The organism is Methylobacterium sp. WL119, from assembly GCF_008039875.1.
Lineage (GTDB): Bacteria > Pseudomonadota > Alphaproteobacteria > Rhizobiales > Beijerinckiaceae > Methylobacterium.
In genome coordinates, this window is sequence record NZ_VRUU01000017.1 from 38,596 (window position 1) to 63,215 (window position 24,620).

A 24,620-nucleotide genomic window follows, 5' to 3' on the forward strand; every position below is an offset into this window, starting at 1 on the left:
GCATCACGGCTTCGGCTCCGGCTCGGCCGGGCGGAGAAGCTCGCCGGCGACAACCGACAGGCGCGGCGGAGCCTCGCGCACGAACGGCAGCGGGCGGCAGACCGCGAGGGCCGCGAGGCCGAAGCGCGCGGTCATCAGGCCGTTGAGCACGCCCTCGCCGAGCTTGGCCGAGACCCGCGCCGCGATGCCGAGGCCGAGCACCTGCTGAATCATGCTCTCGCCGACCGCCATTCCGCCAGTGACGGTCAGGTGGGCGAAGGCGGCTCTGGCCAGGCGCAGGAAGCCGAGGAAGCCCGGGCGTCCGCCGTAGATCGCCGCGATCCGGCGCAGCAGCCGCACGGCGGAATAGATCACGAACGCCACGTCCACGATTGCCCGCGGGCTGAGCGCGGTCACGCCCGAGACCTGCTTGGCGGCGGTGGCGATGGCATTGCGCGCCTGCCGGTCCAGCGGGCTCAGCAGCTCGTGCTCGGCGAGGCCGATGCGATCGTCGACGTCGAGGATCGCGTCGGCGGAAGCCTCGAGCCGCTGCCGGCCCGCCGCCAACGCCGTTCGATCCGCATAGAAGGCGGCGAGATCCCGAACCACCCCCTGCGCCGCACTGTGATCGCGGGTCGCGATCGCCGCGACGGCGGCCTGGCGCAGGTGCTCGATCTTGCGCTCCCGCCACAGCCCGCGCACCTCGCGCACGATGATCGCCAGGAGAGCGAGGCCGGCGAGCGCCAGGAGCGCGAGCGCGACGCCGCCGAGCCAGGGCGCCGCCTGGAACAGATCGGCGATCAGCCGCTCGACCGACAAGCCGACCCCGAGGGAGACGAGGCCGCCCGCGGCCGACAGCAGCAGGCCGCCCCACGGAACGCCGCGCGACTTCGCCACCGGCACGGGCGTGCCGTCGGCGGCGTCGAGGATCTCGACCGGATCCTCGACGATGCGGACGCCGGTCGGGGCGGCCGGCATCGAAGGGATTCCCTCGACGGCCGGGGGCGCATCGGCGCTGGGGATGCGGAAGGCGCGCGGGCGCTGGGTCGAGCTCACGGCATCGTCCTCGGGGTTCTCGTCAGAGCCGCCATCACGTCAGCCTGTCGCCGATCAAAAACTGCATGGCCCGGTCGAGGCGGATCTGCGGCAGGTGGCCCGGACGCCCCAGCGCGTCGGGCTTGATCGATGGCGGGCGGAATCGCGGGAACCGCAGCGAGCCGGGCTCGACCGCGCCTTCGAGCACCGCCTCCGGGCGGGCGGGGAGATGGCCTGGGAACACCGCGGCCTCGGCCGTCCCGTCGAACACCTCGTCGCCGACCGTCTCGCCGGCCTCCGGCGTCCCGGCGACGGCGCGCAGCACGGCGTCGCCGTCGTGGATCGTGGTCTCGCGGGTGGCGCGGACCGACGCCAGGGCCACGGTGCCGACACGGGCGCCGGCGGCCTCCGTCCGGCGCATGGCGCGCGACACCAGCAGGCGCAGCAGCGCTTCGAGCCGATCGTGGCTGGTCTGGTGCAGGTGGTCTGCCTTCGTCGCGGCGAACATGATCCGGTCGGCCCGCGGTGCGAACAGCCGCGAGAGCAGCGTGTTGCGGCCGATGTTCAGGCTGAGCAGGACGGAATCCAGCGCCTCCTCCAGCTCCGCCAGCGCCGCCGGCCCGGCATCGACGGCGGCCAGCACGTCGACCAGCACGATCTGTCGGTCGACGCGCTGGAAGTGATCGCGGAAGAACGGCACGACGACCTTGGCCTTGTAGGCCTCGAAGCGCCGCTCCATCAGCCCGGCGAGCGTGCCCGGCGCGATCGTCTCGGGCAGCTCGTCGAGCGGGGCGAAGGTCAGGGCCGGCGAGCCGGCGAGGTCGCCCGGCATCAGGAACCGGCCCGGCGGCGTCGTCGCCACCATCTCCGGGCCGGCGCGGAGAGCCGCGAGATAGGCGGTGAAGGCGGCGCTCGCCCGCTCGGCCACCACCTCGTCTAGAGGCCCCGCCGGATCGAGCCCCCTCAGCATCGCGAGCCACGGCGCGGCCATCCCGCCGCGGCCGGCGCGCCGGGTCCCGGCGATGGTCGCCCGCGACCACGCTGTGTAGCTCTGCTCCAGGAGCGCGAGATCGAGCAGCCATTCGCCGGGATAGTCGACGACGTCGAGCATCAGCGTGCCCGGGCCGGAGCGCCAGCCGCCGGCGCGCTCGTACTCGATCGCGAGCCGGAACTGGCTGATCCGATCGGTGGAACGCGGCCAGAGGCGGGACTCCGTCAGCGCCGAGAAATGCTCCTCGAAGGGAAAGCGCGGAACGTCGTCGTCCGGCTGCGGCACGAGGCGGGCGCGGCGCAGGCGTCCCTCCTGCGCCGGGGCGAAGGCGGGGAGCGCATGGCTCTCGACAAGATGGTGGATGAGGGCGGTTGTGAACACGGTCTTGCCCGAGCGGGCGAGCCCGGTGACGCCGAGCCGCAGAGTCGGCTGGATCAGGAAGTCGCTCGAAGCTTCCGCGAAGGCCTTGACCGCGGAGCCGGCACGCGCGGCGAAACTCTGGATGGGCAAGGGCGGGCTCGGGGGCTCGGGAAACGCGAAGGGCCAACCGGTCGGCCGTCGCCGCTCAGGTGGCGCGGGGAGGGGGCCGCGACAAGGCTCGGTGAAGGCTACTTGGCCGCATCGGCCGTCGCCGCGGGGGTCGGACCGAGCCGGGCGATCGCCGCCTCCACGAGGGGCGGACCCGCGTGCAACGCGCCGAGCTCGACCCCCGACATCGCGCGCATGACGGGGGCGAGGTTCGGCAGCGGGCTGCCGTCGGGCGAGAACAGCGCGAGGTCGTCCGTGGCGCGCAGGCCCACGCTCCTGGCGATGGCGGCCGCGTAGTTGCCGATCCGGACCTCGTCGTTGCCGCAGAGCGGGGCCGGTGCACGCAGATCCCCCATCGCCAGGCCGGAGACCATCATCGGCAACAGGGTCGAATCGGCCACGAGGCGATCCGGCGACGGCACCTTGCGGTCGAGGAGCGCGGCGGGATCGTCCGCCCCGCGCGGGGCCGGAAACCGTACGGTCGGCGTCGGCCTGTCGGCGAGGCCGGTCGCGATATCCGCGACGGGTTTCTGCATCGCCCTGGCCTGGATCGACGGGCGCCGGGCCGGATGGCCGCTCATCCGGGCGAGCGGCGACCAGGGCTGCACCCGCAGGGCGGTGCGCGGCGCCCGCGAGACGCCGCGCCGGGCGCCGCCGGGAAGGTGGCGCGCCAGGAAGCGGGCCCGAAGCGTGCCCCCGATCCCGCGCGGCGCGAGGGCGGTCGGCTTGGCCCTGGCCGCAAGCGGAGCGGTGGAGACGCCGCAGGAGGCCGGCGCCCAGCGGCGCACGATCGCCAGGGCCGTGCGGCGTCCATAATCCCGGTAGTATCGCCGGAGCAGCCCGGCCGCGGCGTCGGCGCCGTCCGCCGCGGTGGCGAAGCCGGTATGCCCCTCGGCGTCGGCACCGATCTCGCCCGACCAGCGCGCGCTCTTGATGCACCAGTAATTGTTGAGCTTGGCGCAGCGTGCGACGTAGGCCGGCTCGGTGGGTGCCACCTGCGCGACCAGGGCGAGCGAGACCGGCCGAAGCTCGGTACCGGCCTGGCCTCGCCAGTTCGAGACCGCCCGCGCGACGTGCTGATAATACGGTGCCGCCTCGACCGACGGCGTTTGCAAGCCGACCGCGTGCGCCCGGAGCGCGTCAACAGACCCTTCGGCCAGCGGCGGCAGCGTCGTCAGGAGAAGGAGTGCGGCGAGGAGCACGGGCAGCCGGGAGGAAGCGTTGCGGACGACCAGGAACGGCCGGGGCGCATGGACGGTTCAGTTCGTCGAGACGGGTCGCAATGTGGTTTCGGGCGCCGACCGGTTACGGGTTGAGAATCGCCAGCGCCGCCGCGTGCATGCGCGGATCGCCGGCGGCGACGATGCGGCCGCCGCTGGTCGCGGGACCGCCGTCCCAGGCGGTGATGACGCCGCCCGCACCCTCGACGATCGGGATCAGCGCGACGATGTCGTAGGGCTTCAAGCCGGCCTCGACGACGAGGTCGATCTGGCCCGAAGCCAGCATGCAATAGGCGTAGCAGTCGGTGCCGTAGCGCGACATGCGCACGCGACCCTCGATGGCCCGGAACCGATCGGCTTCCGCGCCGTCCGTGAACAACCGCGGATCGGTGGTGGCGAGCATCGCCGCCGACAGGTCGGAGCAGCGGCGGGTATGGAGCGTGCGCTCGCCGCGCGAGCTTCGCAGGCGTGCGGTGCGTCCATCGCCGGTGAAGCGCTCGCCGAGATAGGGCTGGTGCATCAGGCCGCGCACGGCGCTCCCTTTCCGAGTCAGGCCGATCAGGGTTCCCCAGGTCGGGATGCCGGTGATGAAGGCGCGGGTGCCGTCGATCGGATCGAGCACCCAGACGCATTCCGCGTCGAGCCGCTCCGAGCCGAACTCCTCACCGAGGATGCCGTGGGCGGGAAACCGACCGCGGATCATGTTGCGCAGGACCAGCTCGGCGGCGCGGTCGGCCTCGGTCACGGGATCGAACGCGGCCGTGCCCGCCGCCTTGTCGGTCAGCGCATACTGGGCACGGAAGAACGGCAGGATCGCCTGGCCCGACGCGTCGGCGAGATCGTCCATGAACCGGCCGAGTTCGACGACGCTCATCGGCTTTTCCCCGTTCGATCCTGCATCGCGGCAGGAAGGCGGGTTTCGGCCGTTTCCGTCAAGCCTGCGCAGCCACCGGCATGGGGGACGGCTCCGGCTCGGCGTGCACATGGGCCAGCACCGTGTCGACGGCGCTGGCGAGCGACGAGACGTGCTCGGCCGCCGGGATGCTGCCGCGGCCGGCGGCATCGTCGTCCGCTTGCCACAGCCCGACGACGATCGGGACGTCGGGCATCCGGCGCCGAAGGCGATCGACGAGCCGTCGCAGGTGCCCCGGCTCTCCGCTGATCGCCAGGGAGACGATGCAAGTCATCTGCGCCTCGCCGGGGTCGAAATCGGCGATCTTCGCGCGCGACACGTCGCCGAACGGTACGATCCGCGTCCCGAGCCCGCGCTTGGCGAGGAGCTGTGCGAGGATCGCGGCCGCCGGCGTGTCGATGAAGCCCCGCCCCGCGACGCACAGCACCGCGCCCTCGCGAGACCACGCCGGCGGGATCTCCTCCCGGCTTGGCTGCGCCGCTTCGGGATCGGCCTTCGCATCCCCCTCGGCACCGTCGTCGGCATCGGCCGCAGGCGCGACGGGAACCCGGTCGTCGCGCTCGGCGAGCGCGTCGACGAGCTCGCTGACGGAGGCGCGGATGTCGGTCTTCTGCTCGAGGGTCAGCACGCCGCGGGCGGCGTCGCGGGCGGCGAGCTCGAGGCCCTTCAGAACCACGTCGTCGTAATAGGCCGACAGCGAGCAGGTCTGCAGGATCAGCTCGGCGTGCTCCTGCGCCTCTTCCGGGTCGTCGGCGAGGATGCGCTGGTAGAAGTTCTCGACAGGCGTCAGGGCGGCGCGGTTGCCGAACAGCACGTCGAGGAACTCGAGCTTGTCGATGTGCCGCCCCAGCACGACGAGGCAGACCGTCAGCGGCGTCGAGAGCAGAAGCCCGACGGGCCCCCACAGCCAGGTCCAGAAGAGAGCCGAGATCAGCACCGCGAACGGCGAGAGGCCGGTGGAATGGCCGTAGAGCATCGGCTCGACGATCTGGCCCGTCAGCGGCTCCAGCACAAGGAACAGGATCGCGGTGGCGATCACCATGTCCCAGCCCGGATCGACGGCCGCCGCCAGCAGGAGCGGCAGCAGGGCCGAGAGGAAGGCGCCGATATACGGCACGAACCGCATCATCGCCGAGACGATGCCCCACAGCACCGGGTTGGGCACGCCGATGACGTAGAGGCCGATGCCGACCACCAGCCCGAAGGCGGTGTTGAGCGCCAGCTGCACCACGAAGTAGCGGCTGAGCCGCCGCGCGGCGTCGTCCATCGCGACGGTGGTGCGGTGCAGGTCGCTCGATCCGGCGAGGCGGATCATCCGGTCGCGCAGATCCTCGCGCTGCATCAGGACGAACAGCAGCACGACGAAGACGATGCCGGTGGTGGCCAGCGGCTGCATCACCGGGGAGAGCAGGGTGCTCGCCGTCTCCAGCGGGCCGGGCGGCGTCTGGCGCATCTCGACGAGGACGGGAGCCGGTTCCGAGGCCGGCCGCGCCGGCTTGGTTTCGGGGCCGGGCTTCGCCTCCGCCTCGGGCTTCGGCGCCTTCTCGGTGTTGCCGGCATCGTGGATCGCCCGGCCGATATTGGCGACGTAATCGGTGAGATGCGCGACCGGGCTGTCGCGCAGGCCCTCGATCTTGCGCTCGATCGTCGAGCGGTAGCGCGGCGCGTCGCCGACGAGGCCGGCGACCTGGACGCCGATCAGCGTCGCCAGGGCGGCGACGATGCCGAGGGTGAACACCACCGCGGAGCCGACCGCGACGACGCGGGGCAGGTGCCAGCGGCGCAGGAGCGCGACCAGCGGTCCGAGCACGAAGGACAACAGAACCGCGATGACGATCGGGATGAAGATCTCGCGCCCGACATAGAGCGCCGCGATGATGATCGCGCTGACGAGGACCGGTGAGACCAGCGCCGATTTCGGGGTCTCGGCGGCGGCGATCCGGGTGGGAGACGGCACCGGGATGGGAGGGTCGTCTGTCTTCGTCGCCATGCCGCCACCGAACCGTAGGCTCACGCCCGCAACGCCCGTGCATTCGCCGGTGCGAACGGGGAACGGCACGGCGCCGCGAAACGATCCCTCCCGTTGCGGCGGGTTTTCACGGGCTCGTGATCGTCAGGCTTGCGCAACCCCTGCGCGAATCACGTCGCCGACATCCTTGAGCGTATCGAGCGACCAGCACAGGCTCATCACCCGGCGGGCCTGCGCCGCGGGCAGCACGCCGTCGGCGAGATCGGTGAACTTGCGCTCCAGGGCGGCGTCGCTCATCGGACGCTCGACGCTGCCGATCGCGTGCTCGATGCGGCGGTGCAGCGTGCGCCCGTCGGCGAGCGTGACGGTCATGTCGACCTGTGCCGCCGCGATCCCCGGCGTGACAACCGGCACGACCTTGTCGCGCAACGCGACGACGACGGGGTCGCGAACGGCGCGGTCGCTGAACTGCTTCTCGCCGGCCGCGCCTTCGACCAGCGCGACGGCGACCGCGTGGTAGATGCTGAACTTGCCTTCCAATCCCGCCTGCGGGGCGGTCTTGCCGGTGAGCTCGAGCACGAGGGGATGCACCTTCAGGTCGACGCGCGCGATCTGCTCGGGCTTCAGGTGCTCCTCGTCGCGAAGCTGGATCGCGGCATCGATCGCCGGATGCATGACGATGCCGCAGGCGAACGGCTTGTAGGTGTTGAGCAGGCTCTCGTACCGCGTGCCGAGCCCCTCGGTGATCTCGCGATAATCCTGCTTGGTCGAGACGGTGTTGGTCCAGCCACGCTTGGCCTCGAGCATGCCGTCCGACGAGGTGAAGCCCTTGGCCGCGAGGATCGCGGCGAACAGGCCGTTGGTGGCGGCGCGGCCGGGGTTGAAGCTCTTGTTCATCGAGCCGAACGATTCGCGTAAGCCCACCGGCTGCGAGGCGGCCAGCCCCAGGGCGAACACCATCTGCTGCTCGGTGAGGCCCATCAGCTTGCCGGCGGCGGCCGCCGCCCCGAACACGCCGGCGGTGCCGGTGATGTGCCAGCCGACGTCGTAGTGGTTGGGATAGACCGCGTTGCCGATCCGGCACTCGGTCTCGATTCCGAGCACCAGCGCGTCGAGGAAGTCGCGCCCCGAGACCGGGTGCATCTCGGCATAGGCGAGGATCGCCGAGGCGACCGGGCCGGCCGGGTGGATGACGGTCTTCAGGTGGGTGTCGTCGTAATCGAAGATGTGGCTCGACACGCCGTTGAGGAACGCCGCGTTCATGATGTCGAAGCGCTCGGTGCGGCCGAACAGGCCGGCCTGGGGCGGCCCCGAGAACGGTGCGAGTGCGGAGACCGCTACGTCCAGCGTCTCGTGATGCGAGCCGCCGATGGCGACGCCGACCCAGTTCAGGAAGGTTCGCGTCGCCTCCCGGCGCACCGCCTCGGGTAGATCCTCGAACCGGGCGTTCACGACCCAGCGCGCCAGCGTGCGGGTGACGTCCTTCGCCTCGGCTGGCTTCGGTGCAGGAGCATCCGCGGCATGTGCCGAACCCCCGAGGGTGGGGCCTGCGAGCGCCAGACCCGCTGCTCCGATCAGCGCGCGTCGATCGATCCGTGACATGGCATCCGCGTCCCTGCTGTTCCGGCTTGGTTCGCGCGCCTCCTCGGAAGGCGACGCGCCGGTATCGGGGCGGGACATAGCGCACGCCCACCACGAACGGGGACCGCGTAATTTCAATCTTCAGTCTGTGACACGACTTCAATGGAAGCTGCGCCGGGGGCCGGCGCGATCGGCCGGCTCAGACCACCACCGCCATCGCATCCTGCGCGCCGACGCCGAACACCCGCTTGTAGCGCGCGACGGCGTCCGCCGGCCCCTGCGCCTTGGTCGGGTTGTCGGAGATCTTCACCGTCGGGCGCCCGTTGGCATGGGTCACCTTGCAGACGATCGAGATCGGATCGAGCCGGCCCTCCGGCACCAGCCCGCGAAAATCGTTGGTGAGCAGGGTGCCCCAGCCGTAACCGATCCGCAGGCGCCCGTAGAAATGTGCGTGGATCCGCTCGATCGTGTCGATGTCGAGCCCGTCGGAGAAGATCGCGAGCTTTTCGCGCGGGTCGGCGCCGCGGGAGCGCCAGAACGCGATCGCCTCCTCGCCGCCCTCGATCGGGTCCTTCGAATCGATGCGGATGCCGGTCCAGTCGCCGAGCCAGTCGGGCGCGCCGGCGAGGAAGCCGGTGGTGCCGTAGGTGTCGGGCAGCACGACGAGAAGGTTGCCCTCGTAATCCTCCTGCCAGTCGCGCAGCACGTCGTAGGGCGCGCGGGCGAGCGCCGCATCATCCTCGGCCAGGGCCGCGTAGACCATCGGCAGCTCGTGCGCGTTGGTGCCGACCGCCTCGACCTCGCGGCGGAGCGCGATCAAGCAGTTCGAGGTCCCGAGGAAGCGCTTGGAGCCCAAGCCCTCGTCCATCGCCTGCACGCACCAGTCCTGCCACAGGAAGCCGTGTCGGCGACGGGTGCCGAAATCGGCGATCGACAGGTCGGACAGCTTGCGCAGGCGCTCGATCTTCTCCCAGACCCGCGTCATCGCCCGCGCGTACAGCACCTGCAGGTCGAGCTTGCCGAGGTCGCGCAGCACGGCGCGCGAGCGCAGCTCGTTCAGGATGGCGAGCGCCGGCACCTCCCACATCGTGGTCTCGACCCACGGTCCGTGGAAGGTGAGCTCGTACTGCCCGTCCCGCGCCTCGAGCTGGTATTCGGGCAGCCTAAACCCCTCGAACCAGGCGATGAAATCGGCCGACAGGATGCGGCGGCGCCCGTAGAAGGCGTTGCCGCGCAGCCAGGTCGCCTCGCCACGCGACAGGCGCAGGGAGCGGGCGTGATCGAGCTGCTCGCGCAGCGCGCCGGCGTCGACCTCGTCGGCGATGCGGATGCGGGTCGTGCGGTTGTTGATGCCGAAGGTCACCGCCACGTCGCGGTGTCGGCGCAGGATCGTCTGCGCCATCAGCAGCTTGTAGAAGTCGGTGTCGAGCAGCGACCGCACGATCGGGTCGATGCCGAAATTGTGGTCGTGCACCCGCCGCGCGAGATCGAGCATGTCTTTGGAACCTCGGGGCGGGCGTCACGGAGCCCCGAGGGCGCATGACCGGCGGGCCCGTGTCAACGGAGGCGGCGGCGCGGGCACGAAAAAGGCGGCGCGCCGCACCGGGCACGCCGCCTGTCGTCGCGAAGGTGGCTCAGGCCGCCGCGATCAGGCGAGGTCGACCTTCTTGGTCTCCGTCTTCGGGCTCTCACCGGTGAGCGAGGCCTTCACGTAACCGAACAGGTGCAGCATCTTGCTGTTCGGGCTGTCCCAGTACTCGCCCTGCTCGGGGTGGATGCGGAGCAGCGCCACCTCGGGGTCGTCCTTGCCGTTCGGGAACCAGGTCTTCAGGCTCTCGGTCCACTTGGCGTCGATGATCGCCTGGTCGCTGACGATCTCCGCCTTGCCGGCGATGGAGACGTAGGTCTGGCTCGACGGGTCGGAGTACGACAAGTTGATCTGGTTGTCCCGGCCGATCTCGGCGGTCTTGGGCGTGTGCAGCTTGGTGAAGAACCACAGGTCGCCGTTCTCGTCGATGTCGTTGTTCCACATCGGACGGCTGTTGAGCGTGCCGTCGGAGTCGGCGGTGGTCATCATCGCCACTTTGACGTCCTTGACCAGCTCGAACAGCTTCTTCGCGCCCTCGTGGTCGCGGTGATTGCCCTGATGCATCGCGTAGGTCTCTCCAGATGGTGACGGCGCACCGGCTCTCCCTGCCGCCCGCGCCGGCGGTCGTGTCACAACGGATGACGCATCGGTTGGTTCGATCGCCTGCGCACAGGCGCCGCATGGTGGTAGGCCCGCTTCGGCTGGCGTTTCCGGCACGGCTGTTTACATGGGCCGGAACCATCCCTTTCGAGATCCAGAGACGCCGGACGCGGCGAAGGAGGCCGACCGTGGCGATCACCCGAGACGACGTGCTGCGCGCGCTGCAAAGCGTGACCATCGATACCGCCGGCACCACCCTGCTGGCGTCCGGCCGCCTGTCGCAGGTGGTCGTCGACCCGACCAACCGCGTGATGTTCTCGATCCTGATCGACGCCAGCGAGGCGGCGCGCTTCGAGCCGATCCGCCGGTCGGCCGAGGGCAAGGTGCTGTCGATGCCCGGCGTCTCGGGCGTGTTCGCGAGCCTCACCTCCGAGCGCGGCCCCGGCATGCCGGAGCAGAGCAAGGCCGCCCCGGTTCCGGTAAATGCCGCGCCGCCGCGTCCCGGCGCGCCTCCCGGCCAGGGGCCGGCCCTGCCGGGAGTCCGCCACATCGTGGCGGTGGCCTCGGGCAAGGGCGGCGTCGGCAAGTCGACCACCGCCTGCAACCTCGCCCTCGCCCTGAAGGCGCAGGGCCTGAAGGTCGGCCTGCTCGATGCCGACATCTACGGTCCCTCGGTGCCGAAGCTGTTCGGCCTCTCCGGCAAGCCGAAGGTGGTCGACAACCGCAGCATGGAGCCGATGGAAGGCTACGGCCTCAAGGTGATGTCGATCGGCTTCCTGATCGAGCCCGAGACGGCGATGATCTGGCGCGGCCCGATGGTGCAGTCGGCGCTGACGCAGATGCTGCGCGACGTGCTCTGGGGCGAGCTCGACGTGCTGATCGTCGACATGCCGCCGGGCACCGGCGACGCGCAGCTCACCATGGCGCAGGCGACGCCGCTCTCGGGCGCCGTGATCGTCTCGACCCCGCAGGACCTCGCGCTGATCGACGCGCGGCGCGGCGTGACGATGTTCAAGAAGGTCGCGGTGCCGATCCTCGGCGTGATCGAGAACATGGCGACCTTCATCTGCCCGAACTGCAACCACGAATCGCACATCTTCGGCCATGGCGGCGCGCGGATCGAGGCGCAGCGCCTCGGCGTGCCGTTCCTCGGCGAGGTGCCGCTGAACATGACGATCCGGGAATCGTCCGATGCCGGCCAGCCGGTCGTCGCCGTCGCCCCCGACGGACCGCAGGCCCAGGTCTACCGCGAGATCGCGCGCAAGCTCTGGGACAACCTGACCGCGGCACCGGCCGGCCGGGCGGCGCCCAAGATCGTCTTCGAATAGGCGCGACGATGCCGCCGGTCCTGGGCCTGATCCTGGCCGGCGGTCTCGCCCGCCGCATGGGCGGCGGCGACAAGGTGCTGCGCACCCTCGGCGGCCGGACGCTGCTGGAGCGGGTGACCGGGCGCCTGGCGCCGCAATGCCCGGCCGGGCTGATGCTCAGCGCCAACGGCGACCCGACGCGGTTCTCCGGCTTTCCGGGGCCGGTTCTGCCCGACGGCGTCGCCGGCCATCCCGGCCCGCTCGCCGGCATCCTGGCCGGGCTGGACCATGCGGCCGCGTTCCACGCCGACGTGGACGCCGTCGTCAGCGTCTCCTGCGACGCGCCGTTCCTGCCGCTCGACCTCGTCGCCCGCCTCGCCGCAGCCCGAGAGCCGGCTGCGATCCCGGTCGCCGCCTCGGGCGATCGCGAGCACTACACCGTGGCGCTCTGGCCGATCCATCTGCGGGCAGAGTTGCGTGCCGCGCTCGTCGAGCGCGGCGAGCGCCGCGTCGGCGGCTTCATCGGCCGTCACGGCGCCGCGGTGGTGCGCTGGCCGATCGAGCCGATCGACCCGTTCCTCAACGTCAACACGCCGGAGGATCTGAAAACGGCGGAGAGGCTGGCCGAGATCGTCGAGGGATCGAGCGCCACCTGAGAGGGCGTCCGCGCAGGCACGAACGGGTCCAGCAGCCGCGGCTGCGAATCCAGTTCAGACGCTGGGGAGGGATGGTGCCCAGGGACGGAGTCGAACCGCCGACACTGCGATTTTCAGTCGCATGCTCTACCAACTGAGCTACCTGGGCCTTCGCCGATCCGCGTGGCGGCTCGACAGGGCGGGGGTATAGTCAGTGCCTCCGGGCCTGTCCAGCCTGATCCGGCGCATCGGCCGGATGATTTTCCCGCTATTCTTGGTCGGGTTTCCGGGCGGCCGGCAACGCGTCCTCGTCCTCGTCATCGGCGGCCGGGATCACGTAGCGGTCGCTGAGCCAGCGGCCGAGGTCGATGTCCGAGCAGCGCTCCGAGCAGAACGGCTTCAGCTTCGGATCCGCCGGCTTGCCGCAGATCGGGCAGGGGGGCAGCTTCGCGACCGTCGTCATGCCATCGCGCCCCAGCCGGCCCGCACCGGGAACCCCTCGCCGTCGAGGAGCGCCATCGTCTCGTAGAGCGGCAGGCCGACGACGGCCGAGTGCGAGCCGACGAGCTTGACGACGAAGGCGCCGGCCAGCCCCTGGATCGCGTAGCCGCCGGCCTTGCCGCGCCATTCGCCCGAGGCGAGGTAGCTGCTCATCTCGCGCTGGGACAGGCGCTTGAACCGCACCCGGCTCTCCACGATGCGCTCGCGCCGCGCGCCCTTCGGCGAGAGCAGGCAGATCGCCGTGAACACGCGGTGCTGCCGCCCGGAAAGCAGGCGCAGGCAGTCGGCGGCTTCGTCGGGCACCTCGGCCTTGGGCAGCACGCGGCGGCCGACCGCGACCACGGTGTCGGCCGCCAGCACCCAGCTCTTCCCGCCGTGCTCGTGGAGGTGGAGCGCCCCTTGCGCCGCGGAGAGCTTCAGCCGCGCGAGCCGCCGGGCGAGCTCGCGTGGCGATTCGGACTTCAGCGGCGTCTCGTCGACGTCGGCGGGAAGCAGGGCGTCCGGCTCGATGCCGATCTGCTGCAGGAGCGCGAGCCGGCGCGGCGAGGCCGAAGCGAGGATCAGCCGCGCGGGATTGTCCGCGGGCGCGGCCAGGGGGGAAGGGGCGTCCATGGATCTCGGATCGGTCCTCGGCCGGCGCCGCCCACCGGAGGCGGACGCCGCACGCATCGTGGGTGCAGGTCCGACGGGTGATAGTGGAACGGCGTCGCCATGGGAACGGATACGGCGGCGATGGCCTGCGCGCGGCGATGGTGTGGCCGCTGCCGGAGCATCGCGTGCCGGGCTGCCGCGCGAAGAAGATGTTTCGCGAAGACCGTCCATGACCGCAGGACCATCGACCCCGTGGACAACGTCGGCGGCTCTGCTATGGTCCAGCCGCGCTGCCGAAACGCGGCCCGGCGCGGGCGTAGTTCAGTGGTAGAACGTCAGCTTCCCAAGCTGAATATGCGGGTTCGATTCCCGCCGCCCGCTCCATTTACCTTCAAGCACTTAGCTGGTTAACGCTAAGCCCCGACGGGCGGTGATACCAGTTTGATACCAGCCGCAGCCCTGTTGGGCCGCCCTTATGAGGCTGGTCGCCCTCTCATCCCGCCTCGGCGATGAACGCCCGCCACGCGGCCGGCACGGACGGGCCGTCGTCCATCGCGTCGCCTATCTCCAGCTGCATGTCGATGGCCTGCGCGGCCTCCGTGACCGCCTCGGCCGACATCGAGATCCCCGGCCGGCCCGGGACGATGGCCCGGCCGCGGACCATGCGCGCGTTCACGGTTTCCTGGGCGTCACCGGTCAGCCAGACCGCGAACACCGCGTCGACGCCGGCATGATCCCGCTCGGGATCGCCCCCGAGGCGGCTGCTTTCCAGGATCTTGGCGAGCCAAGTCGAGTCCGGGATTTCGGTGTCGTTCACTGTGATGGCCTCCGGGGACGGATTCCATTTCGAGTAACCGTAGGATCTTACCTCCACGTAATCATTGCCCCCTATCCAGGGTGCCATGTCACTTTACCCCTGCGTGCCGATCTCCATGCGACCTCCTTTCTGGGAGGAGAATTTTTATTCGTATTGGACATCATCCGAGAGCAGGCAGCCCTGGCAAGTCGAGCGGGATGCACAGATCATGGAGTGCCGGCGGGCGGTCTCGACACCGTCGGACCTCCTGCGGCGCGGGATCGAGATGCGGCGATTGAAGGACGCGCTCGACCGCATGCCCCATCCGTCGTGGGGCAGCGCGCCCTGGATGTCCCGATCCGGTATCAGGGAGCGTACCTCGCTCCGTTACGTCGGGGACTACGTCGTCGAGCATCTGACCGCCGATGACCGCGCCCACCTCAGGCGCGAGATGATCTTGGCCGACGGAGAGAGGACCAATCTGTCCGCCTGGCATGACAGCCTGGGAAATTGCGGCATGAGCTCCGGCTGCGGCGGCGGGCGGAAACCGACCCAGGAGGACATGAAGGTCCTGGTCGAGGACCTGGCCGAGTTCCGCACGGATGAACGGTGCACGTCCGGTGAGTGGGGTTCGCTGATCGACGGTCTGTGCCGAACGAGGGAAGACGACGCCCGTATCCGCGGCCTGTTCGAGGAGGCCTCGGGCATCACGGACGAAATGCTGTGGGGCCTGAAGGAATCCGTGCAGGCGCACGAGAAGGCACGGGCGGCCATCGAGGCGCTCAACCAGCGGCGGGAAGAGCTCTACAAGGCGGGCACGGACGCGCCCCGGGCTCACATCAACTGGCGGCGGTTCCACCCGCACGGCGCGCCCGAGGCCTAGAGCACGATGACCCCGCCGGGGAACGCCTTTCGGAAATCGATTGGCTCCCCGGCCGGCGGCTCCGTGCCGAAGACCGCGAGGTGCGCCCCGCGATTGACGGCACGCTGCTGATCGGGCGTCAGGGTAGCGGCCTGCACCGCGTTCCATTCGACGGTCAGGGCCGCGATCCCCGGCGTCAGAGCACCCTTCCACGGTTCAGGGTCGACCTTGTCGAAGATGACCGTTCGCGCCATGCCGCGGTCCGTTCGGATCTGCTCGGCTCGCCGATGGTCGTCGACGGTCCACCCGTTGGTGGTTATCTCGCGATTCGTCATGCTCAGGGCTCCCCTCGGTTCAGGATCTCGGTGACGCGTTGCTCAGCGTCATGTGAAGAACGACCATCCCTGGCTCGGGTCGTATGCCTCATCCTCTTCCGCGTCCGGCTGGAACCAGCCCAAATCATCCATCCGCGCCACCTCATCCGTCGTGAGTGGCGTGTCGGTGGCGCAGACGTTGAACTGGTACTGATCGGACCCGGACTTGTAGTCCGCGAGCTCAGTGAAGTGCTTTGCCAGGATGCCGAGTCCCTCGATGATGTTGGCGAGCATCATGCCTGATTCTCCTTGCCCTGGAGGATCTCGGCGACGCGCTGCAGGTCGACGTAGCCGTCGATCAGCGTGAATGCCCGGCCGGTCGGGTTGAGATCCTCGTCCTGTTCTTCCTCCTGCAGGTCACCGAAATAGAGGGTGTCGTGCTTGGCGGATGCCTTGAACGCCTGGTGGATGGCGTCGACGGTCAGGGCGCGCCCGGGCGGAATCATCCGCTCGATCAGCACGCAATCCTCGGCCCGGTAGATCTCGTCGGCGCCGACGGCGAAGACCTGAGACGCGACGTCATCCCTGAAGATGATCTCGGCCGGAGTCTGGTTCGGGTGGCCCCACCGTTCCGAGGTGATCCACCAGAACTCCCGCCGCTCGACGACAGGCGGCTTGGCGCGCTCGGCCTCCAGGGCCCTCACCGCGCAGGAACGGCAGCACCGGACGCGCTTCGCTCCAAAGGCCCTCCCGCCGCATACCTTGCAGGTGCCGACGTACCCCCCGGGGGACCATCCGTGCGGTTGGAGATCGTCGGCCGTGTAGCCGTCGTCCGCATGATCCCCGTCCGTCATGCTCCATGCGTAGGTCATGCTGCAGGTGGCCTCCCATGCCGGGCTGTGCCGTCGGGCCAATCCCAGCGGTGGTCGCAATCCGGCTCGAACTCGATGCCGACGATGGTGGCCTTCAGGCGGCGGACCTTCTCCCGAAACTGGTTGACCGCGTTCCTCTCCATACCGACGACGCCGGCAAGGTCGCTGAGGATCTCGTAGACCTGCCTGGAGGCCTCCTTCATCCGCTCCGGCTCGGTCATGGTCGTGGGATCAAGCTCGGGCGGAAGCACCTCCTCCAGCTTCGCCCGGCGGACTATCAGGGCGGTCAGCGAGGCGCCCACAGAGCCCTCCTTCCCGATGACCTTCCAGTGTTCCGCGGCCTCAAGATGCGATGCCTCACCGACACCTTGGGTGTAGATCAGGACGACGTCTCCGATCTTGTGCCGATCCCAAGTCGCCTTGACGAGAACGCCGCGACCGCGACCGGCCAGGGTATGCCAGTCGGTGGTCTTGACCCGGTAGGAATGCGTGGTGCGCTCAGCCATGCGCGGACCACACTGCTGGTAGGGCGGTATCTCGGGTGCGCTCAGATCCATCTGTCCAAGCCACGCCCCGAACCTCGGACAGGAACTCAGCGTGTCCGGCTGGCTTCGGCGTCAGATTCGTCCAGAGCTCGTAGCGGTGGTGTCCGGTCGTGGGCTCATCCACGCGGACGATGTTCGCCCCGGGCCGAACGTGTTGGATGACCGCCCGCAGCGCCTTGGCATCCGCGGCGTGTCGGGCCCGCTCTATGTCGAGCTCGCAGAGGAGCTCCATCACCTGGTGGGCGAGCTCGTCCTTCGTGCGGTTCATGAGAGAGCGTCGGGTAATGCGGGAGGTGACCTCGAAGACGGGCATGGTCAGGCGGCCTCATCGAGAGCGTTGTTGATCGCGTAGGACGGAACGTATCCGTCCAGCAGGTTCCCGTTCGGCCGGATCGTCCGAAGCATGGCCAGCCGTAGCTTCTCCCGGGCCTCGTCGGTGGTGGCCTTGCGGAAGGGAAAGAGGAACGGGCGGATCGGGTCGGGCACCTCGGACAGGCGCAGACCCAGCTCCTTATCCGAGAGGCCGGCAGCCAACTCCGCGGCAAGGCTCACGCCCGAGATCAGCTTGAGGTACCGGGCCTGCAGGACGACGGCGATCTGATCGAAGTCCGCCCAGAATTCCTCGGGCAGGTCCCGGCGCATCTCTTCGAGATCCCCGCCGGCGGCCATGACGTCCCACACCGCCAGGGGCGTGCAGCGGCTGATCACGCCGTGGAGGCGCTTGTACTCGTCGCCCTTCACCTTGACCCTGGTGCCGTCGGCGAAGCGGATGACGAAGCCTTCCTTATCCCGGGGCAACGCCACGACCGTGGTGATCATCTCCGCGAGGGATATGAACGCATGGCGCTGGACGACCTTGAAGGCGAAGTGGCTCGCCTCCCCGAGATCCATGAGCTCGGCGAAGGGCACCTCGCGCCCGGACGCGTCGTAGGCTGCCAGCAGCGACAGGCCCGCCTCCGGGTACCGGACGACGATGACGTTCTCCGGGTAGATGGCCTCGAACAGGTAGGTCGTCCCGGGCACCAGGGCCGAGGTGTCCATCGCGTCAAGACGCGCCTGCGCCCACACAGCCTGGGAGGAATCGAATGCCCCCTTGGTCGCGGTGCGCCACCGGCCGGAGCCAGCGTGGTGGAAGGCGATGATCAGGGAGCCGTCGAGCTTCTCGAACGCCTCGAACGGCAGATCCGGGACGACGGCGCCCCGCTCGCCGAGGTTGAAGAACTTCGGGAACGGCGTCGCGACGACGGCGCCGGCGTCGTAGTCCACGATCAGGCCGCGGGCGAGCAGCGAGTACCGGTCCCAGCCGTGGTCGTACACGCAGCGCTGCGTGTAGCAGTAGATGAGTAGCCCGGTCGCCCGGCACATCTTCCGGCTGACGAAGCCGGCGGCCCGCGCTTTCTCCAGGCCGTCGATCAGGTCGTTGAAGGCCATGGCACGGGCGGGGTGGATGATCGTCCGCATGATCAGGACCTCCCCTTCGCCGCGGCGGCGCGCTTGGCCGCACGGTTGATGCCCGGGGGAATCCGCATCGCGTTCGGGGTGACCTTCCCGCGCCGGATGCGGTCGGCGATCTTGCCCCAGGTCTTGAGCTCGTCGGGCGTCAGGCCCTCGGCCGGCGGCGGGGGCGTCGTGGTCGTCACGCCGCGCAGCACCGCGAGCTCGGACTCGGTGGCGACGCGGAGCCGGATGCCCGCGACCTTCACGGGCGGCCATGCCCGGGGACGGCTGTTGTCGGCCGGGGCGTTGAAGGCGCGCTCGATCTTGCCGACCTTGGGATCGGCGAGGATCTGGTCGAAGGTCGCCGCGTCCTCGACGTACATGCCGGGCGGCATCGAACCGGGCAGGACCGCTTTCGTAACGGGATCGAGATCGGAAGCCACGTAGTGCGGCTTGAGCCAGGTCCTGCCCATCACGCTGCCTCCTCGACGCGCTGAGGCGGGCACTTGGCCTCCTCGGAAGCGATGGTGATCTCGATGCCGTCGACCTCGACACCGAGAGCGGCGAGTTCCTGATCGAGATCGGCGATCCTGGTGCGAAGCTCGGCGCGCATGGCCCGGCGGACGGCCTCGACCATCTTGTCGTCGAACCGGTACCCGAACAGGGTCAGCGCCCCTCCGAAGGGGCCGTAGCTGTTGCCAGGCCCAATCGACGTCTCGCGCCCGATGTCGACGTATGCTGTGACCCAATCGCGACGGCGCTTAACCAGGTCGTTGGCGAGCGTGACTTCCGACAGCTTCATGGCTTCCCCCCTCAGGAATCCGAAGGGGGTCCCCGCACCTGGCCGGGACCCCCTTCATCTCGGCCCACACCGGCAGACCCGAACGCCGCGTGGCGTATCCCCAGAAAATACACCCATCCGTCGATTCGGGGAGCGAACCTCGTTGACTTCGAACGAAACAAGCTCTTTGCTCACCTTCATCCCCGGCAACGGGGGCAAACCTCGCAAGCGCAGTTCACCGCGCCCATGGTTTTACGTCCCCCCCGCCGGCAGGGGGGCAACCCTTTGTTTAAGTCGTGGGCTAGTCCCCCGGGTTCACAGTTTCCTTCCCCCAATCACGGGGGGCACACCTTCGACAGGCCCTGGCATCCGCCGGGGCCTTCGTCGTTCTAGGTCTTGCGTCCGCACCGTGCCTGTTTATAACAGGCACACTAGCGCGTTGGATGAACCGGCGCGGTGGATACGAGGGACCCACAATGAACACTTACATCCGGATCGACACGCCGGCCTACGGCAGCATCTACGCCGTCGCCACCGAGGAGGAGGCCCTCGACCTCTTCGCCAAGGCCGCCGGCTACAGGGATTACGCCGAGCTCGCCGCCACCCTCGGCAAATCCGTCGAGGAGGCTCGGGACGAGCTCGTCATCTCTCGCGTCACGGCCGACGACATCGTGCGGGACATCGTCGAGGAGGGAATCGAGAACGAGGTCATGGATTCCTGGAAGGTCGATGAGATCGCCGAGTTGAACGGGCTCGACCGGGGACCGCTCGTCGCGGCGGCCGACGCCATGCAGACGCGGCGCATGCTCGAAAACTACAACGCCCAGTGCACGATCATCGCCCAGGATCGCGTCCGGCGCGCTTCCAGCCTCGATGAGGTCTACGCCGAACTTCTGTTGGTCCGCCGGTACTTCGGCGCCGACGGCCTGAGCAAGTGGCTGTATGATACCGGCAGCGGCGAGGTGCCGACCTTCGGCCCTGCACCTGTCGACGTGGGCAGTCTCATCTCCTGGGATGCCGAGCGGGTCATCGTCAGGGACGAGAATGCGCCCGACTTCTCGATCTGCATCGAGTCCCGGCTGGACGTCGCCGCCTGATCCGATTGGACGATGAGCATTCCGGGGCGGGCCATGAGGCTCGCCCCTTTTCCGTTCGGAGGACCCATGAAGATCATCCTGAAATCCGTGCCCGATCAGGCCGAGGGGATAGCCGTCGGCACGCTCGACGGATTCCCACTCTACTATGTCGGCCGGACCGCTCACGTGGACGGGCGGGCCCTGCAGCACGGCGATATCGCCGAGGCCATGATCGACGCCGTCGACTACGCGGCCGCGCAGGTCCTTGGGGGCGAGTGGTCGAAACCGCTGGCTTTGGTCACCGGCCTGAACGCGCGGACGTGCAACCGCGACAGGATCAGGCAGTGGGGCCTGCCGCCGTGGGTCCTAGTCTTGCTGGGCAGGGCATCCGAGCATCGTCATGCCCGGGCGCTGGGCTTCATCCTGCAGGGCGCCGCCATGGTGTACCGCGATGTCGGTCCATTTTCCGATGAGGAGAAACGGGACCGGATCGGGGAGATCACCGATCCACTTGCGTTCATGGCGAGCCTGTCGAAGACCGCCGACGAGATGGTCGCCTACGCCCGACGCGAGCGCGAAAAGGCGGCCGCCGCCCGGGGCGCGTAACCGAACCTTAAGACACGACCTCTAGTCTCGCCCACCTGCCGTCGGTCTTCACCGGCGGCCCGGACCAGGAATCCCGATCATGCGACAGTCCCCCCGAAACGGGGTGGGCGCGCCGTCTCTGCGCGCGCTGCTCCGCGGCACCCCCATCCATCGCGGCAGTCATGCCCGCCAGCTTCAGGCCGAGATCCTCTCGACCGTCCCGGGAATTTTCAGCGCCGGCCGGGCCGAGCTGATCCGACAGTGCGCGGACTCGCCGCTTTTCCACGAGCTCGTCGTCTCCCTCTGGAAGTCGGCTATCGCCGCCCTCTCGATCAGGCCGGATGAGGCCGCCAAGGAGGGCCGGTTCATCACCGCGATCTATGAGGCGTGGCTCGTCCTCAGGCGGACTGTGGGCGTGCAGTCCGCCATCGATGCCGATCTCGATCTCTCGTTCCACGACCGCCAGGAACAGGAGATGCTGGATCTGGTCACGCTTCTGCTCGCCGACCTCGGCGAGGGCGTCGCCCGCATGGCGTACGTCGATCTCGCATGGCGCCATGCACGCGAGCGTGAGCCCGACCAGGACGACCTGCTGTACGGCGCCATCGGCGCGAGCCTCTACGCCGGCGAGAGTTGGCGCTTCGAGGGCAAGCGCCCTACCGGCATGCCATCCGGTTTCGCCCTTCAATGCATCGAACTCGGCAGGCAGGCCTTCACGGGCACGCTCCCGCAGCCCGAGCCGGCATGGGCGAAGGAGGCCAAGGCCGCGTCCGGCCTCCGCGCCATCGAGGCCGCACGTATCGACGCCGGACCGTCGCTCTTGGTGTTGGCGTCCGTCGACCACCTTCCCGGGTCCGCCACCGGTGGCGAGGGCCGCCCCGGCGGCAGCGTCGGTACGACGGCCCGGGCCGAGTGGGCCCCGATGGCGGGCAAGCGCCTCCCCCTGGTCGTGGTTCCCGATCTCGCCCGAGTGAAGAGGAGGCTCGTGCGGGAGTTCCCGGACTGCGAGCGGATCATCGACGCGGTGCTGGCGCCCATCGCGGGACGGCAGTTTGCCTACCTGTCGCCCTTCCTGCTCGTCGGGGCGCCGGGTTCGGGCAAGAGCCGCCTCGCCCGCCGGATCGGGGAAGAGCTCGGGCTCGCCGTCACGGTCTACGCGTGCTCGGGGGTCAGCGACTCCTCGATCATCGGAACCAGTCGAATGTGGAGTACGGGTCGCGCATCCGTCCCGCTCCAGGCGATCCGTCGCGCGGGCGCCGCCTCGGTGCTGATCGTCCTCGACGAGATCGCACGCGCCGGCACCCGCACCGACAACGGCAAGCTCACCGACGGCGTCCTCGGGCTGACGGAGCGGGAGACCGCCCGGGCGTACCAGGACCCCTACTTGGAATGCCCGGTGGATCTGTCGGCGGTCTCGTACGTCGCTACGGCGAACACGGTGGACGGTCTCGATCCGGCGCTCCTGTCCAGATTCCGGGTCTTCGAGATGCCGATGCCGACGGCGCGGTCCCTGCCGGTCCTGGCCCGGGCCATCGTTGCCGAACTCCGGGTCGAGCGCGGCCTCGATGCGGTGTGGCTCCCCGACCTGACGCCCGACGAGCTCGAAATGATCGGCTCGCACTGGTCCGGAGGCAGCGTCCGCGTCCTGCAGCAACTCGTGGAAGTTGCCGTGGACGGTCGCGACCTCGGCCAGGCCAACTAGGGGGCGATCATGCGGCATCGCTCCCACGCCCCCGTCCTCGACTACTTCTTGGAGATCCTCAGGGCGCACCGCGCCTCGGGACGTCTCCACGCTCAAGTCGCCCACGGGATGGAGGCCTACGTCCTGCACGTCACGCGGCTCGCAGACGAGCATGTCCTCACCGGCGTCGAGGCCCTCGTGGCGGCCAATCGCGCCGTGACGCTGGCGCTCGCACTCCCGCAGCTTCCGGAGGATCGCCATGAACCGCGGTGACCTCGCGACGGCGGCAGCGCGGATTCGCGCGGCCTGGGTGCCCGGTCGGGAATGCCGGCTCCGTCCCCGCCGGGCCCGGCTCTACGTCCTGAAGGTCGCCCGGCTCGATGCGGACGGCCTGATCCGTCCGGAGCGGGCCGAGGCGGTCGCGGCCCGGGCGCAGGTCCTGGCCGAGGAGATGGAGGGCGCCCGATGCCCGACGTCTACCGAAATTTGACCCGAGCCTGCTGGTCCGTCCGCGTCAAAAATCGGGTCGTCGGCCACGTCCCCGCGCTGGTTCTCCGGGACGTCGCGTTCATCGTCTCCCTCCCGGGCGTGCGTCGGATTCGGCTGCGGCAGGCCCGCGAAGTCATCGCCTACGCCCGGGGCGTCCCATCCGAATCCGGCCTCCCCAACGGCGCGCTGCAGGTGCGCTTCTGCCCCTACCGGTCGACAGATTTCACGCTTCCCGATTGCAGCCCGATCCGCGCGGCCGCCGTCGCCTCCTTCCTCCCAGACGGCTCGTGCTGGGCCGTCCTTTGATCCGGGGATACCGTCATGCTCCACGTCGTCGTCTCATCCCTCCTGTTCCTGCTCGCCGGCGCGGCCGCGGTCGCCGACGAGGGTCCATGGTCCCAGCCGCGGTGGTATGTCGAGACGACGGAGGCACACGGGCCCTTCACGCACACCACGGGGATGTCGGTCTCCCAGAACGCCAAGGCCGGCCGCGATGACGTCGAGGTGATGTGCCAGGTCACCGACGTGCGGGCTCCCCGGGATGCCATCGTCGTCCGCCGAAGGGGTAAGGCCTTGTTCCGCCAGGACGCGTGGTGCGGGGACGCCGGTGACCTGGGGTCCTGGTGCGTGGCCTTGGAGGAAGGGGCGGTCATGACGTGGTACGGGAAGACGATCTGCGCGGGCGGGCAGGCGACGTTCTCGACGGGCGACTGACCAAAAGGTAAGGGCCTGTTTCCTCAATGGAAACAGGCCCCATGTGTAGTGATCAGGCTTCGACTACGCTTTAGTTACGCGGCGTTCCCGAACAGGTCCCGCGGCCCCTCGGGCATCATCGTGTGCCTCTGCCACTTCTTGGCGAGGTACTGGAGGCCGTAGGGCGTGACGAAGGTCTGGGCCCGGGCGACGTCGCCGTCGAGGAACGGATGGACGGTGAAGATCGCCATCTTGACGAAGGCCGCCTTAGGCATGAGCTCGCGCCCCTGGTAAAACAGGTAGGTCCCCTTCAGCCAGTCGACGAATGCCTTGGGCGGGGCGCCGATGGACCGGGCGGCGTTCTGCAGGCCGTAGTGCCCGTCGGCGTTGGCGAACCGGTCGAAGAACTCGACCTTCGGGGCGGCCGTGGCGAGCGCCGATTCCGACACCGTCAGGGCCTGGGAGATCTGGGCGTTCTCGGCCTTGAGGGCGAGGTTCGCTTCGGCGTACCCGAGCAGGACGACACGCAGGGAGGCCGGGTCGTTCGGGTCGAACGGCGGCGGCTGGCGGCGGCGAAGCTCCTCCTCCATGGCGTTGAAGGCCGAGATGTAGCCCACCTTCCAGATCGTGGCCGCGCTGCCGTTGAACCCCATCACCGCCAGGGTGAAGCCGTCCCTGTCCATGAGGCAGTAGCGCTCCTGCCGGACGCCGCCGTTGGGCATCCGGGTCGGCGCCGATGTAAACGCAAAACTGCGTTCACATGCGCCGGGCAGGGTCTTCATCAGGCCATCGATGGCCCGGAGGACGTCGGCGTGCCGCTTGCCGAACACCTTCGCCAGTTCCCGGCTGTCGGCCCGGACCTGTCCGTCGATGACGCTGACGATGGGATCGGTCGACGTGACGAGGGCGCTCATCAGTGCATCCCCCGCAGCCGGATGGAGGTCGCCAGCGCGGCCCGGCGTGCGGCCACCTTGGCTCGCTCCTGCCAGAGGCACTCGGCGAGGTAGGCGGACTGCTCGTCCACCGTCATGAGGCGGCACGCCTGCAGCAT

At 69.4% G+C, this 24,620-nt stretch carries 30 protein-coding genes and 2 tRNA genes; 11 read left to right on the forward strand and 21 right to left on the reverse strand.

Going from position 1 to position 24,620, the window contains the following annotated elements; genetic code table 11:
* Positions 1 to 3: 3 nt before the first annotated feature.
* The 8 genes from FV227_RS09445 to FV227_RS09480 form a co-directional block, all read right to left on the reverse strand.
* Positions 4 to 1,035, reverse strand: a complete 1,032-nt coding sequence (locus FV227_RS09445) for a TIGR01620 family protein (RefSeq protein ID WP_147727460.1) — start codon at positions 1,033 to 1,035, stop codon at positions 4 to 6.
* A gap of 34 nt (positions 1,036 to 1,069) precedes the next feature.
* Positions 1,070 to 2,515, reverse strand: a complete 1,446-nt coding sequence (locus FV227_RS09450; RefSeq protein ID WP_147858804.1) for a YcjX family protein — start codon at positions 2,513 to 2,515, stop codon at positions 1,070 to 1,072.
* Between the two features lie 98 nt (positions 2,516 to 2,613).
* Entirely contained in the window at positions 2,614 to 3,735 is a 1,122-nt protein-coding gene (locus FV227_RS09455; RefSeq protein ID WP_147858805.1) for a hypothetical protein, read from the reverse strand.
* 103 nt (positions 3,736 to 3,838) lie between these two features.
* Positions 3,839 to 4,627 (reverse strand): histidinol-phosphatase, encoded by a 789-nt coding sequence (gene hisN, locus FV227_RS09460; protein WP_147725993.1) that lies wholly within the window; start codon positions 4,625 to 4,627, stop codon positions 3,839 to 3,841.
* Between the two features lie 58 nt (positions 4,628 to 4,685).
* Positions 4,686 to 6,656 (reverse strand): AI-2E family transporter, encoded by a 1,971-nt coding sequence (locus FV227_RS09465; RefSeq protein WP_147858806.1) that lies wholly within the window; start codon positions 6,654 to 6,656, stop codon positions 4,686 to 4,688.
* Between the two features lie 123 nt (positions 6,657 to 6,779).
* A complete protein-coding gene (locus FV227_RS09470; protein WP_147858807.1) occupies positions 6,780 to 8,237 on the reverse strand; it encodes an MmgE/PrpD family protein in 1,458 nt (485 codons plus the stop codon).
* Between the two features lie 178 nt (positions 8,238 to 8,415).
* Positions 8,416 to 9,711: a nicotinate phosphoribosyltransferase gene (locus FV227_RS09475; RefSeq protein ID WP_147858808.1), complete on the reverse strand. Its 1,296-nt coding sequence runs from the start codon at positions 9,709 to 9,711 to the stop codon at positions 8,416 to 8,418.
* A gap of 153 nt (positions 9,712 to 9,864) precedes the next feature.
* Positions 9,865 to 10,368: a pyridoxamine 5'-phosphate oxidase family protein gene (locus tag FV227_RS09480; protein WP_147858809.1), complete on the reverse strand. Its 504-nt coding sequence runs from the start codon at positions 10,366 to 10,368 to the stop codon at positions 9,865 to 9,867.
* Between the two features lie 224 nt (positions 10,369 to 10,592).
* Here FV227_RS09480 and FV227_RS09485 point away from each other — a divergent pair, with 224 nt between their 5' ends.
* Positions 10,593 to 11,732: an Mrp/NBP35 family ATP-binding protein gene (locus FV227_RS09485; RefSeq protein WP_147858810.1), complete on the forward strand. Its 1,140-nt coding sequence runs from the start codon at positions 10,593 to 10,595 to the stop codon at positions 11,730 to 11,732.
* A gap of 8 nt (positions 11,733 to 11,740) precedes the next feature.
* Complete coding sequence (gene mobA / locus FV227_RS09490; RefSeq protein WP_147858811.1) at positions 11,741 to 12,367, forward strand: molybdenum cofactor guanylyltransferase MobA; 627 nt, start codon at positions 11,741 to 11,743, stop codon at positions 12,365 to 12,367.
* A 72-nt stretch (positions 12,368 to 12,439) separates the two neighbouring features.
* Here mobA and FV227_RS09495 read toward each other — a convergent pair.
* The 3 genes from FV227_RS09495 to FV227_RS09505 all read right to left on the reverse strand — a co-directional run bounded on the left by FV227_RS09495 (position 12,440) and on the right by FV227_RS09505 (position 13,459).
* A tRNA-Phe gene (locus FV227_RS09495) sits at positions 12,440 to 12,515 on the reverse strand.
* A gap of 99 nt (positions 12,516 to 12,614) precedes the next feature.
* Entirely contained in the window at positions 12,615 to 12,809 is a 195-nt protein-coding gene (gene yacG, locus FV227_RS09500; protein ID WP_147858812.1) for a DNA gyrase inhibitor YacG, read from the reverse strand.
* Positions 12,806 to 13,459, reverse strand: coding sequence for a Maf-like protein (locus FV227_RS09505; RefSeq protein ID WP_147726001.1), 654 nt, complete (start codon positions 13,457 to 13,459; stop codon positions 12,806 to 12,808). Before FV227_RS09505 ends, yacG begins: the two co-directional genes overlap by 4 nt.
* Before the next feature lie 289 nt (positions 13,460 to 13,748).
* Between FV227_RS09505 and FV227_RS09510 the strand changes: the two genes are divergently transcribed.
* Positions 13,749 to 13,822: transfer RNA gene (locus tag FV227_RS09510), tRNA-Gly, on the forward strand.
* Positions 13,823 to 13,931: 109 nt separating this feature from the next.
* On the opposite strand, the gene FV227_RS09515 is transcribed toward FV227_RS09510, so the two are convergent.
* Complete coding sequence (locus FV227_RS09515; RefSeq protein WP_147853461.1) at positions 13,932 to 14,255, reverse strand: hypothetical protein; 324 nt, start codon at positions 14,253 to 14,255, stop codon at positions 13,932 to 13,934.
* Positions 14,256 to 14,463: 208 nt separating this feature from the next.
* On the opposite strand from FV227_RS09515, the gene FV227_RS09520 reads away from it, so the two are divergent.
* Positions 14,464 to 15,117, forward strand: coding sequence for a hypothetical protein (locus FV227_RS09520; protein WP_147853462.1), 654 nt, complete (start codon positions 14,464 to 14,466; stop codon positions 15,115 to 15,117).
* Here FV227_RS09520 and FV227_RS09525 read toward each other — a convergent pair.
* The 7 genes from FV227_RS09525 to FV227_RS09555 all read right to left on the reverse strand — a co-directional run bounded on the left by FV227_RS09525 (position 15,114) and on the right by FV227_RS09555 (position 19,066).
* Positions 15,114 to 15,431: a hypothetical protein gene (locus FV227_RS09525; protein WP_147853463.1), complete on the reverse strand. Its 318-nt coding sequence runs from the start codon at positions 15,429 to 15,431 to the stop codon at positions 15,114 to 15,116. The two genes, FV227_RS09520 and FV227_RS09525, sit on opposite strands and share 4 nt — an antisense overlap.
* Positions 15,432 to 15,479: 48 nt before the next feature.
* Positions 15,480 to 15,707, reverse strand: coding sequence for a hypothetical protein (locus FV227_RS09530; protein ID WP_147853464.1), 228 nt, complete (start codon positions 15,705 to 15,707; stop codon positions 15,480 to 15,482).
* On the reverse strand, positions 15,704 to 16,114 hold the full coding sequence (locus FV227_RS09535; protein WP_147853465.1) for a hypothetical protein: 411 nt from the start codon (positions 16,112 to 16,114) through the stop codon (positions 15,704 to 15,706). The genes FV227_RS09530 and FV227_RS09535 overlap by 4 nt, the downstream gene beginning before the upstream one ends.
* A gap of 164 nt (positions 16,115 to 16,278) precedes the next feature.
* A complete protein-coding gene (locus tag FV227_RS09540) occupies positions 16,279 to 16,788 on the reverse strand; it encodes a hypothetical protein (RefSeq protein ID WP_147853466.1) in 510 nt (169 codons plus the stop codon).
* A 354-nt stretch (positions 16,789 to 17,142) separates the two neighbouring features.
* Entirely contained in the window at positions 17,143 to 18,288 is a 1,146-nt protein-coding gene (locus tag FV227_RS09545; RefSeq protein WP_147853467.1) for an RNA ligase, read from the reverse strand.
* A 2-nt stretch (positions 18,289 to 18,290) separates the two neighbouring features.
* Complete coding sequence (locus FV227_RS09550; RefSeq protein ID WP_147853468.1) at positions 18,291 to 18,737, reverse strand: hypothetical protein; 447 nt, start codon at positions 18,735 to 18,737, stop codon at positions 18,291 to 18,293.
* Positions 18,737 to 19,066: a hypothetical protein gene (locus FV227_RS09555; protein ID WP_147853469.1), complete on the reverse strand. Its 330-nt coding sequence runs from the start codon at positions 19,064 to 19,066 to the stop codon at positions 18,737 to 18,739. The genes FV227_RS09550 and FV227_RS09555 overlap by 1 nt, the downstream gene beginning before the upstream one ends.
* A 455-nt stretch (positions 19,067 to 19,521) precedes the next feature.
* Between FV227_RS09555 and FV227_RS09560 the strand changes: the two genes are divergently transcribed.
* The 7 genes from FV227_RS09560 (at position 19,522) to FV227_RS09590 (ending at position 23,590) form a co-directional block, all read left to right on the forward strand.
* Positions 19,522 to 20,142 carry a hypothetical protein gene (locus FV227_RS09560; protein WP_147853470.1) on the forward strand — a complete coding sequence of 207 codons (621 nt, stop codon included), beginning with the start codon at positions 19,522 to 19,524 and terminating at the stop codon, positions 20,140 to 20,142.
* A 66-nt stretch (positions 20,143 to 20,208) separates the two neighbouring features.
* Positions 20,209 to 20,727 carry a hypothetical protein gene (locus FV227_RS09565; RefSeq protein WP_147853471.1) on the forward strand — a complete coding sequence of 173 codons (519 nt, stop codon included), beginning with the start codon at positions 20,209 to 20,211 and terminating at the stop codon, positions 20,725 to 20,727.
* A 79-nt stretch (positions 20,728 to 20,806) separates the two neighbouring features.
* Positions 20,807 to 22,408: an AAA family ATPase gene (locus FV227_RS09570; RefSeq protein WP_147853472.1), complete on the forward strand. Its 1,602-nt coding sequence runs from the start codon at positions 20,807 to 20,809 to the stop codon at positions 22,406 to 22,408.
* A 9-nt stretch (positions 22,409 to 22,417) separates the two neighbouring features.
* A complete protein-coding gene (locus tag FV227_RS09575) occupies positions 22,418 to 22,660 on the forward strand; it encodes a hypothetical protein (protein WP_147853473.1) in 243 nt (80 codons plus the stop codon).
* Positions 22,647 to 22,877, forward strand: a complete 231-nt coding sequence (locus FV227_RS09580) for a hypothetical protein (protein WP_147853474.1) — start codon at positions 22,647 to 22,649, stop codon at positions 22,875 to 22,877. Before FV227_RS09575 ends, FV227_RS09580 begins: the two co-directional genes overlap by 14 nt.
* Positions 22,853 to 23,182 carry a hypothetical protein gene (locus FV227_RS09585; RefSeq protein ID WP_147858813.1) on the forward strand — a complete coding sequence of 110 codons (330 nt, stop codon included), beginning with the start codon at positions 22,853 to 22,855 and terminating at the stop codon, positions 23,180 to 23,182. The genes FV227_RS09580 and FV227_RS09585 overlap by 25 nt, the downstream gene beginning before the upstream one ends.
* Before the next feature lie 15 nt (positions 23,183 to 23,197).
* Positions 23,198 to 23,590, forward strand: a complete 393-nt coding sequence (locus FV227_RS09590; RefSeq protein WP_147853476.1) for a hypothetical protein — start codon at positions 23,198 to 23,200, stop codon at positions 23,588 to 23,590.
* Positions 23,591 to 23,664: 74 nt separating this feature from the next.
* Here the strand turns inward: FV227_RS09590 and FV227_RS09595 are convergent, their stop codons facing one another.
* Both FV227_RS09595 and FV227_RS28910 read right to left on the reverse strand, forming a co-directional pair.
* Positions 23,665 to 24,483, reverse strand: coding sequence for a phage regulatory protein/antirepressor Ant (locus tag FV227_RS09595; RefSeq protein WP_147853477.1), 819 nt, complete (start codon positions 24,481 to 24,483; stop codon positions 23,665 to 23,667).
* Complete coding sequence (locus FV227_RS28910; protein ID WP_187274738.1) at positions 24,483 to 24,620, reverse strand: hypothetical protein; 138 nt, start codon at positions 24,618 to 24,620, stop codon at positions 24,483 to 24,485. The genes FV227_RS09595 and FV227_RS28910 overlap by 1 nt, the downstream gene beginning before the upstream one ends.

Excerpts from the sequence above, each read along its gene's own strand:
- hisN (WP_147725993.1), bottom strand. The coding sequence starts at position 4,627 with ATGAGCGTCGTCGAACTCGGCCGGTTCATGGACGATCTCGCCGACGCG.
- FV227_RS09465 (WP_147858806.1), bottom strand. The coding sequence starts at position 6,656 with ATGGCGACGAAGACAGACGACCCTCCCATCCCGGTGCCGTCTCCCACC.
- FV227_RS09470 (WP_147858807.1), bottom strand. The coding sequence starts at position 8,237 with ATGTCACGGATCGATCGACGCGCGCTGATCGGAGCAGCGGGTCTGGCG.
- FV227_RS09475 (WP_147858808.1), bottom strand. The coding sequence starts at position 9,711 with ATGCTCGATCTCGCGCGGCGGGTGCACGACCACAATTTCGGCATCGAC.
- FV227_RS09480 (WP_147858809.1), bottom strand. The coding sequence starts at position 10,368 with ATGCATCAGGGCAATCACCGCGACCACGAGGGCGCGAAGAAGCTGTTC.
- mobA (WP_147858811.1), top strand. The coding sequence starts at position 11,741 with ATGCCGCCGGTCCTGGGCCTGATCCTGGCCGGCGGTCTCGCCCGCCGC.
- yacG (WP_147858812.1), bottom strand. The coding sequence starts at position 12,809 with ATGACGACGGTCGCGAAGCTGCCCCCCTGCCCGATCTGCGGCAAGCCG.
- FV227_RS09505 (WP_147726001.1), bottom strand. The coding sequence starts at position 13,459 with ATGGACGCCCCTTCCCCCCTGGCCGCGCCCGCGGACAATCCCGCGCGG.
- FV227_RS09520 (WP_147853462.1), top strand. The coding sequence starts at position 14,464 with ATGGAGTGCCGGCGGGCGGTCTCGACACCGTCGGACCTCCTGCGGCGC.
- FV227_RS09525 (WP_147853463.1), bottom strand. The coding sequence starts at position 15,431 with ATGACGAATCGCGAGATAACCACCAACGGGTGGACCGTCGACGACCAT.
- FV227_RS09530 (WP_147853464.1), bottom strand. The coding sequence starts at position 15,707 with ATGATGCTCGCCAACATCATCGAGGGACTCGGCATCCTGGCAAAGCAC.
- FV227_RS09540 (WP_147853466.1), bottom strand. The coding sequence starts at position 16,788 with ATGGCTGAGCGCACCACGCATTCCTACCGGGTCAAGACCACCGACTGG.
- FV227_RS09545 (WP_147853467.1), bottom strand. The coding sequence starts at position 18,288 with ATGCGGACGATCATCCACCCCGCCCGTGCCATGGCCTTCAACGACCTG.
- FV227_RS09550 (WP_147853468.1), bottom strand. The coding sequence starts at position 18,737 with ATGGGCAGGACCTGGCTCAAGCCGCACTACGTGGCTTCCGATCTCGAT.
- FV227_RS09555 (WP_147853469.1), bottom strand. The coding sequence starts at position 19,066 with ATGAAGCTGTCGGAAGTCACGCTCGCCAACGACCTGGTTAAGCGCCGT.
- FV227_RS09560 (WP_147853470.1), top strand. The coding sequence starts at position 19,522 with ATGAACACTTACATCCGGATCGACACGCCGGCCTACGGCAGCATCTAC.
- FV227_RS09565 (WP_147853471.1), top strand. The coding sequence starts at position 20,209 with ATGAAGATCATCCTGAAATCCGTGCCCGATCAGGCCGAGGGGATAGCC.
- FV227_RS09570 (WP_147853472.1), top strand. The coding sequence starts at position 20,807 with ATGCGACAGTCCCCCCGAAACGGGGTGGGCGCGCCGTCTCTGCGCGCG.
- FV227_RS09575 (WP_147853473.1), top strand. The coding sequence starts at position 22,418 with ATGCGGCATCGCTCCCACGCCCCCGTCCTCGACTACTTCTTGGAGATC.
- FV227_RS09580 (WP_147853474.1), top strand. The coding sequence starts at position 22,647 with ATGAACCGCGGTGACCTCGCGACGGCGGCAGCGCGGATTCGCGCGGCC.
- FV227_RS09585 (WP_147858813.1), top strand. The coding sequence starts at position 22,853 with ATGCCCGACGTCTACCGAAATTTGACCCGAGCCTGCTGGTCCGTCCGC.
- FV227_RS09590 (WP_147853476.1), top strand. The coding sequence starts at position 23,198 with ATGCTCCACGTCGTCGTCTCATCCCTCCTGTTCCTGCTCGCCGGCGCG.
- FV227_RS09595 (WP_147853477.1), bottom strand. The coding sequence starts at position 24,483 with ATGAGCGCCCTCGTCACGTCGACCGATCCCATCGTCAGCGTCATCGAC.
- FV227_RS28910 (WP_187274738.1), bottom strand. The coding sequence starts at position 24,620 with ATGCTGCAGGCGTGCCGCCTCATGACGGTGGACGAGCAGTCCGCCTAC.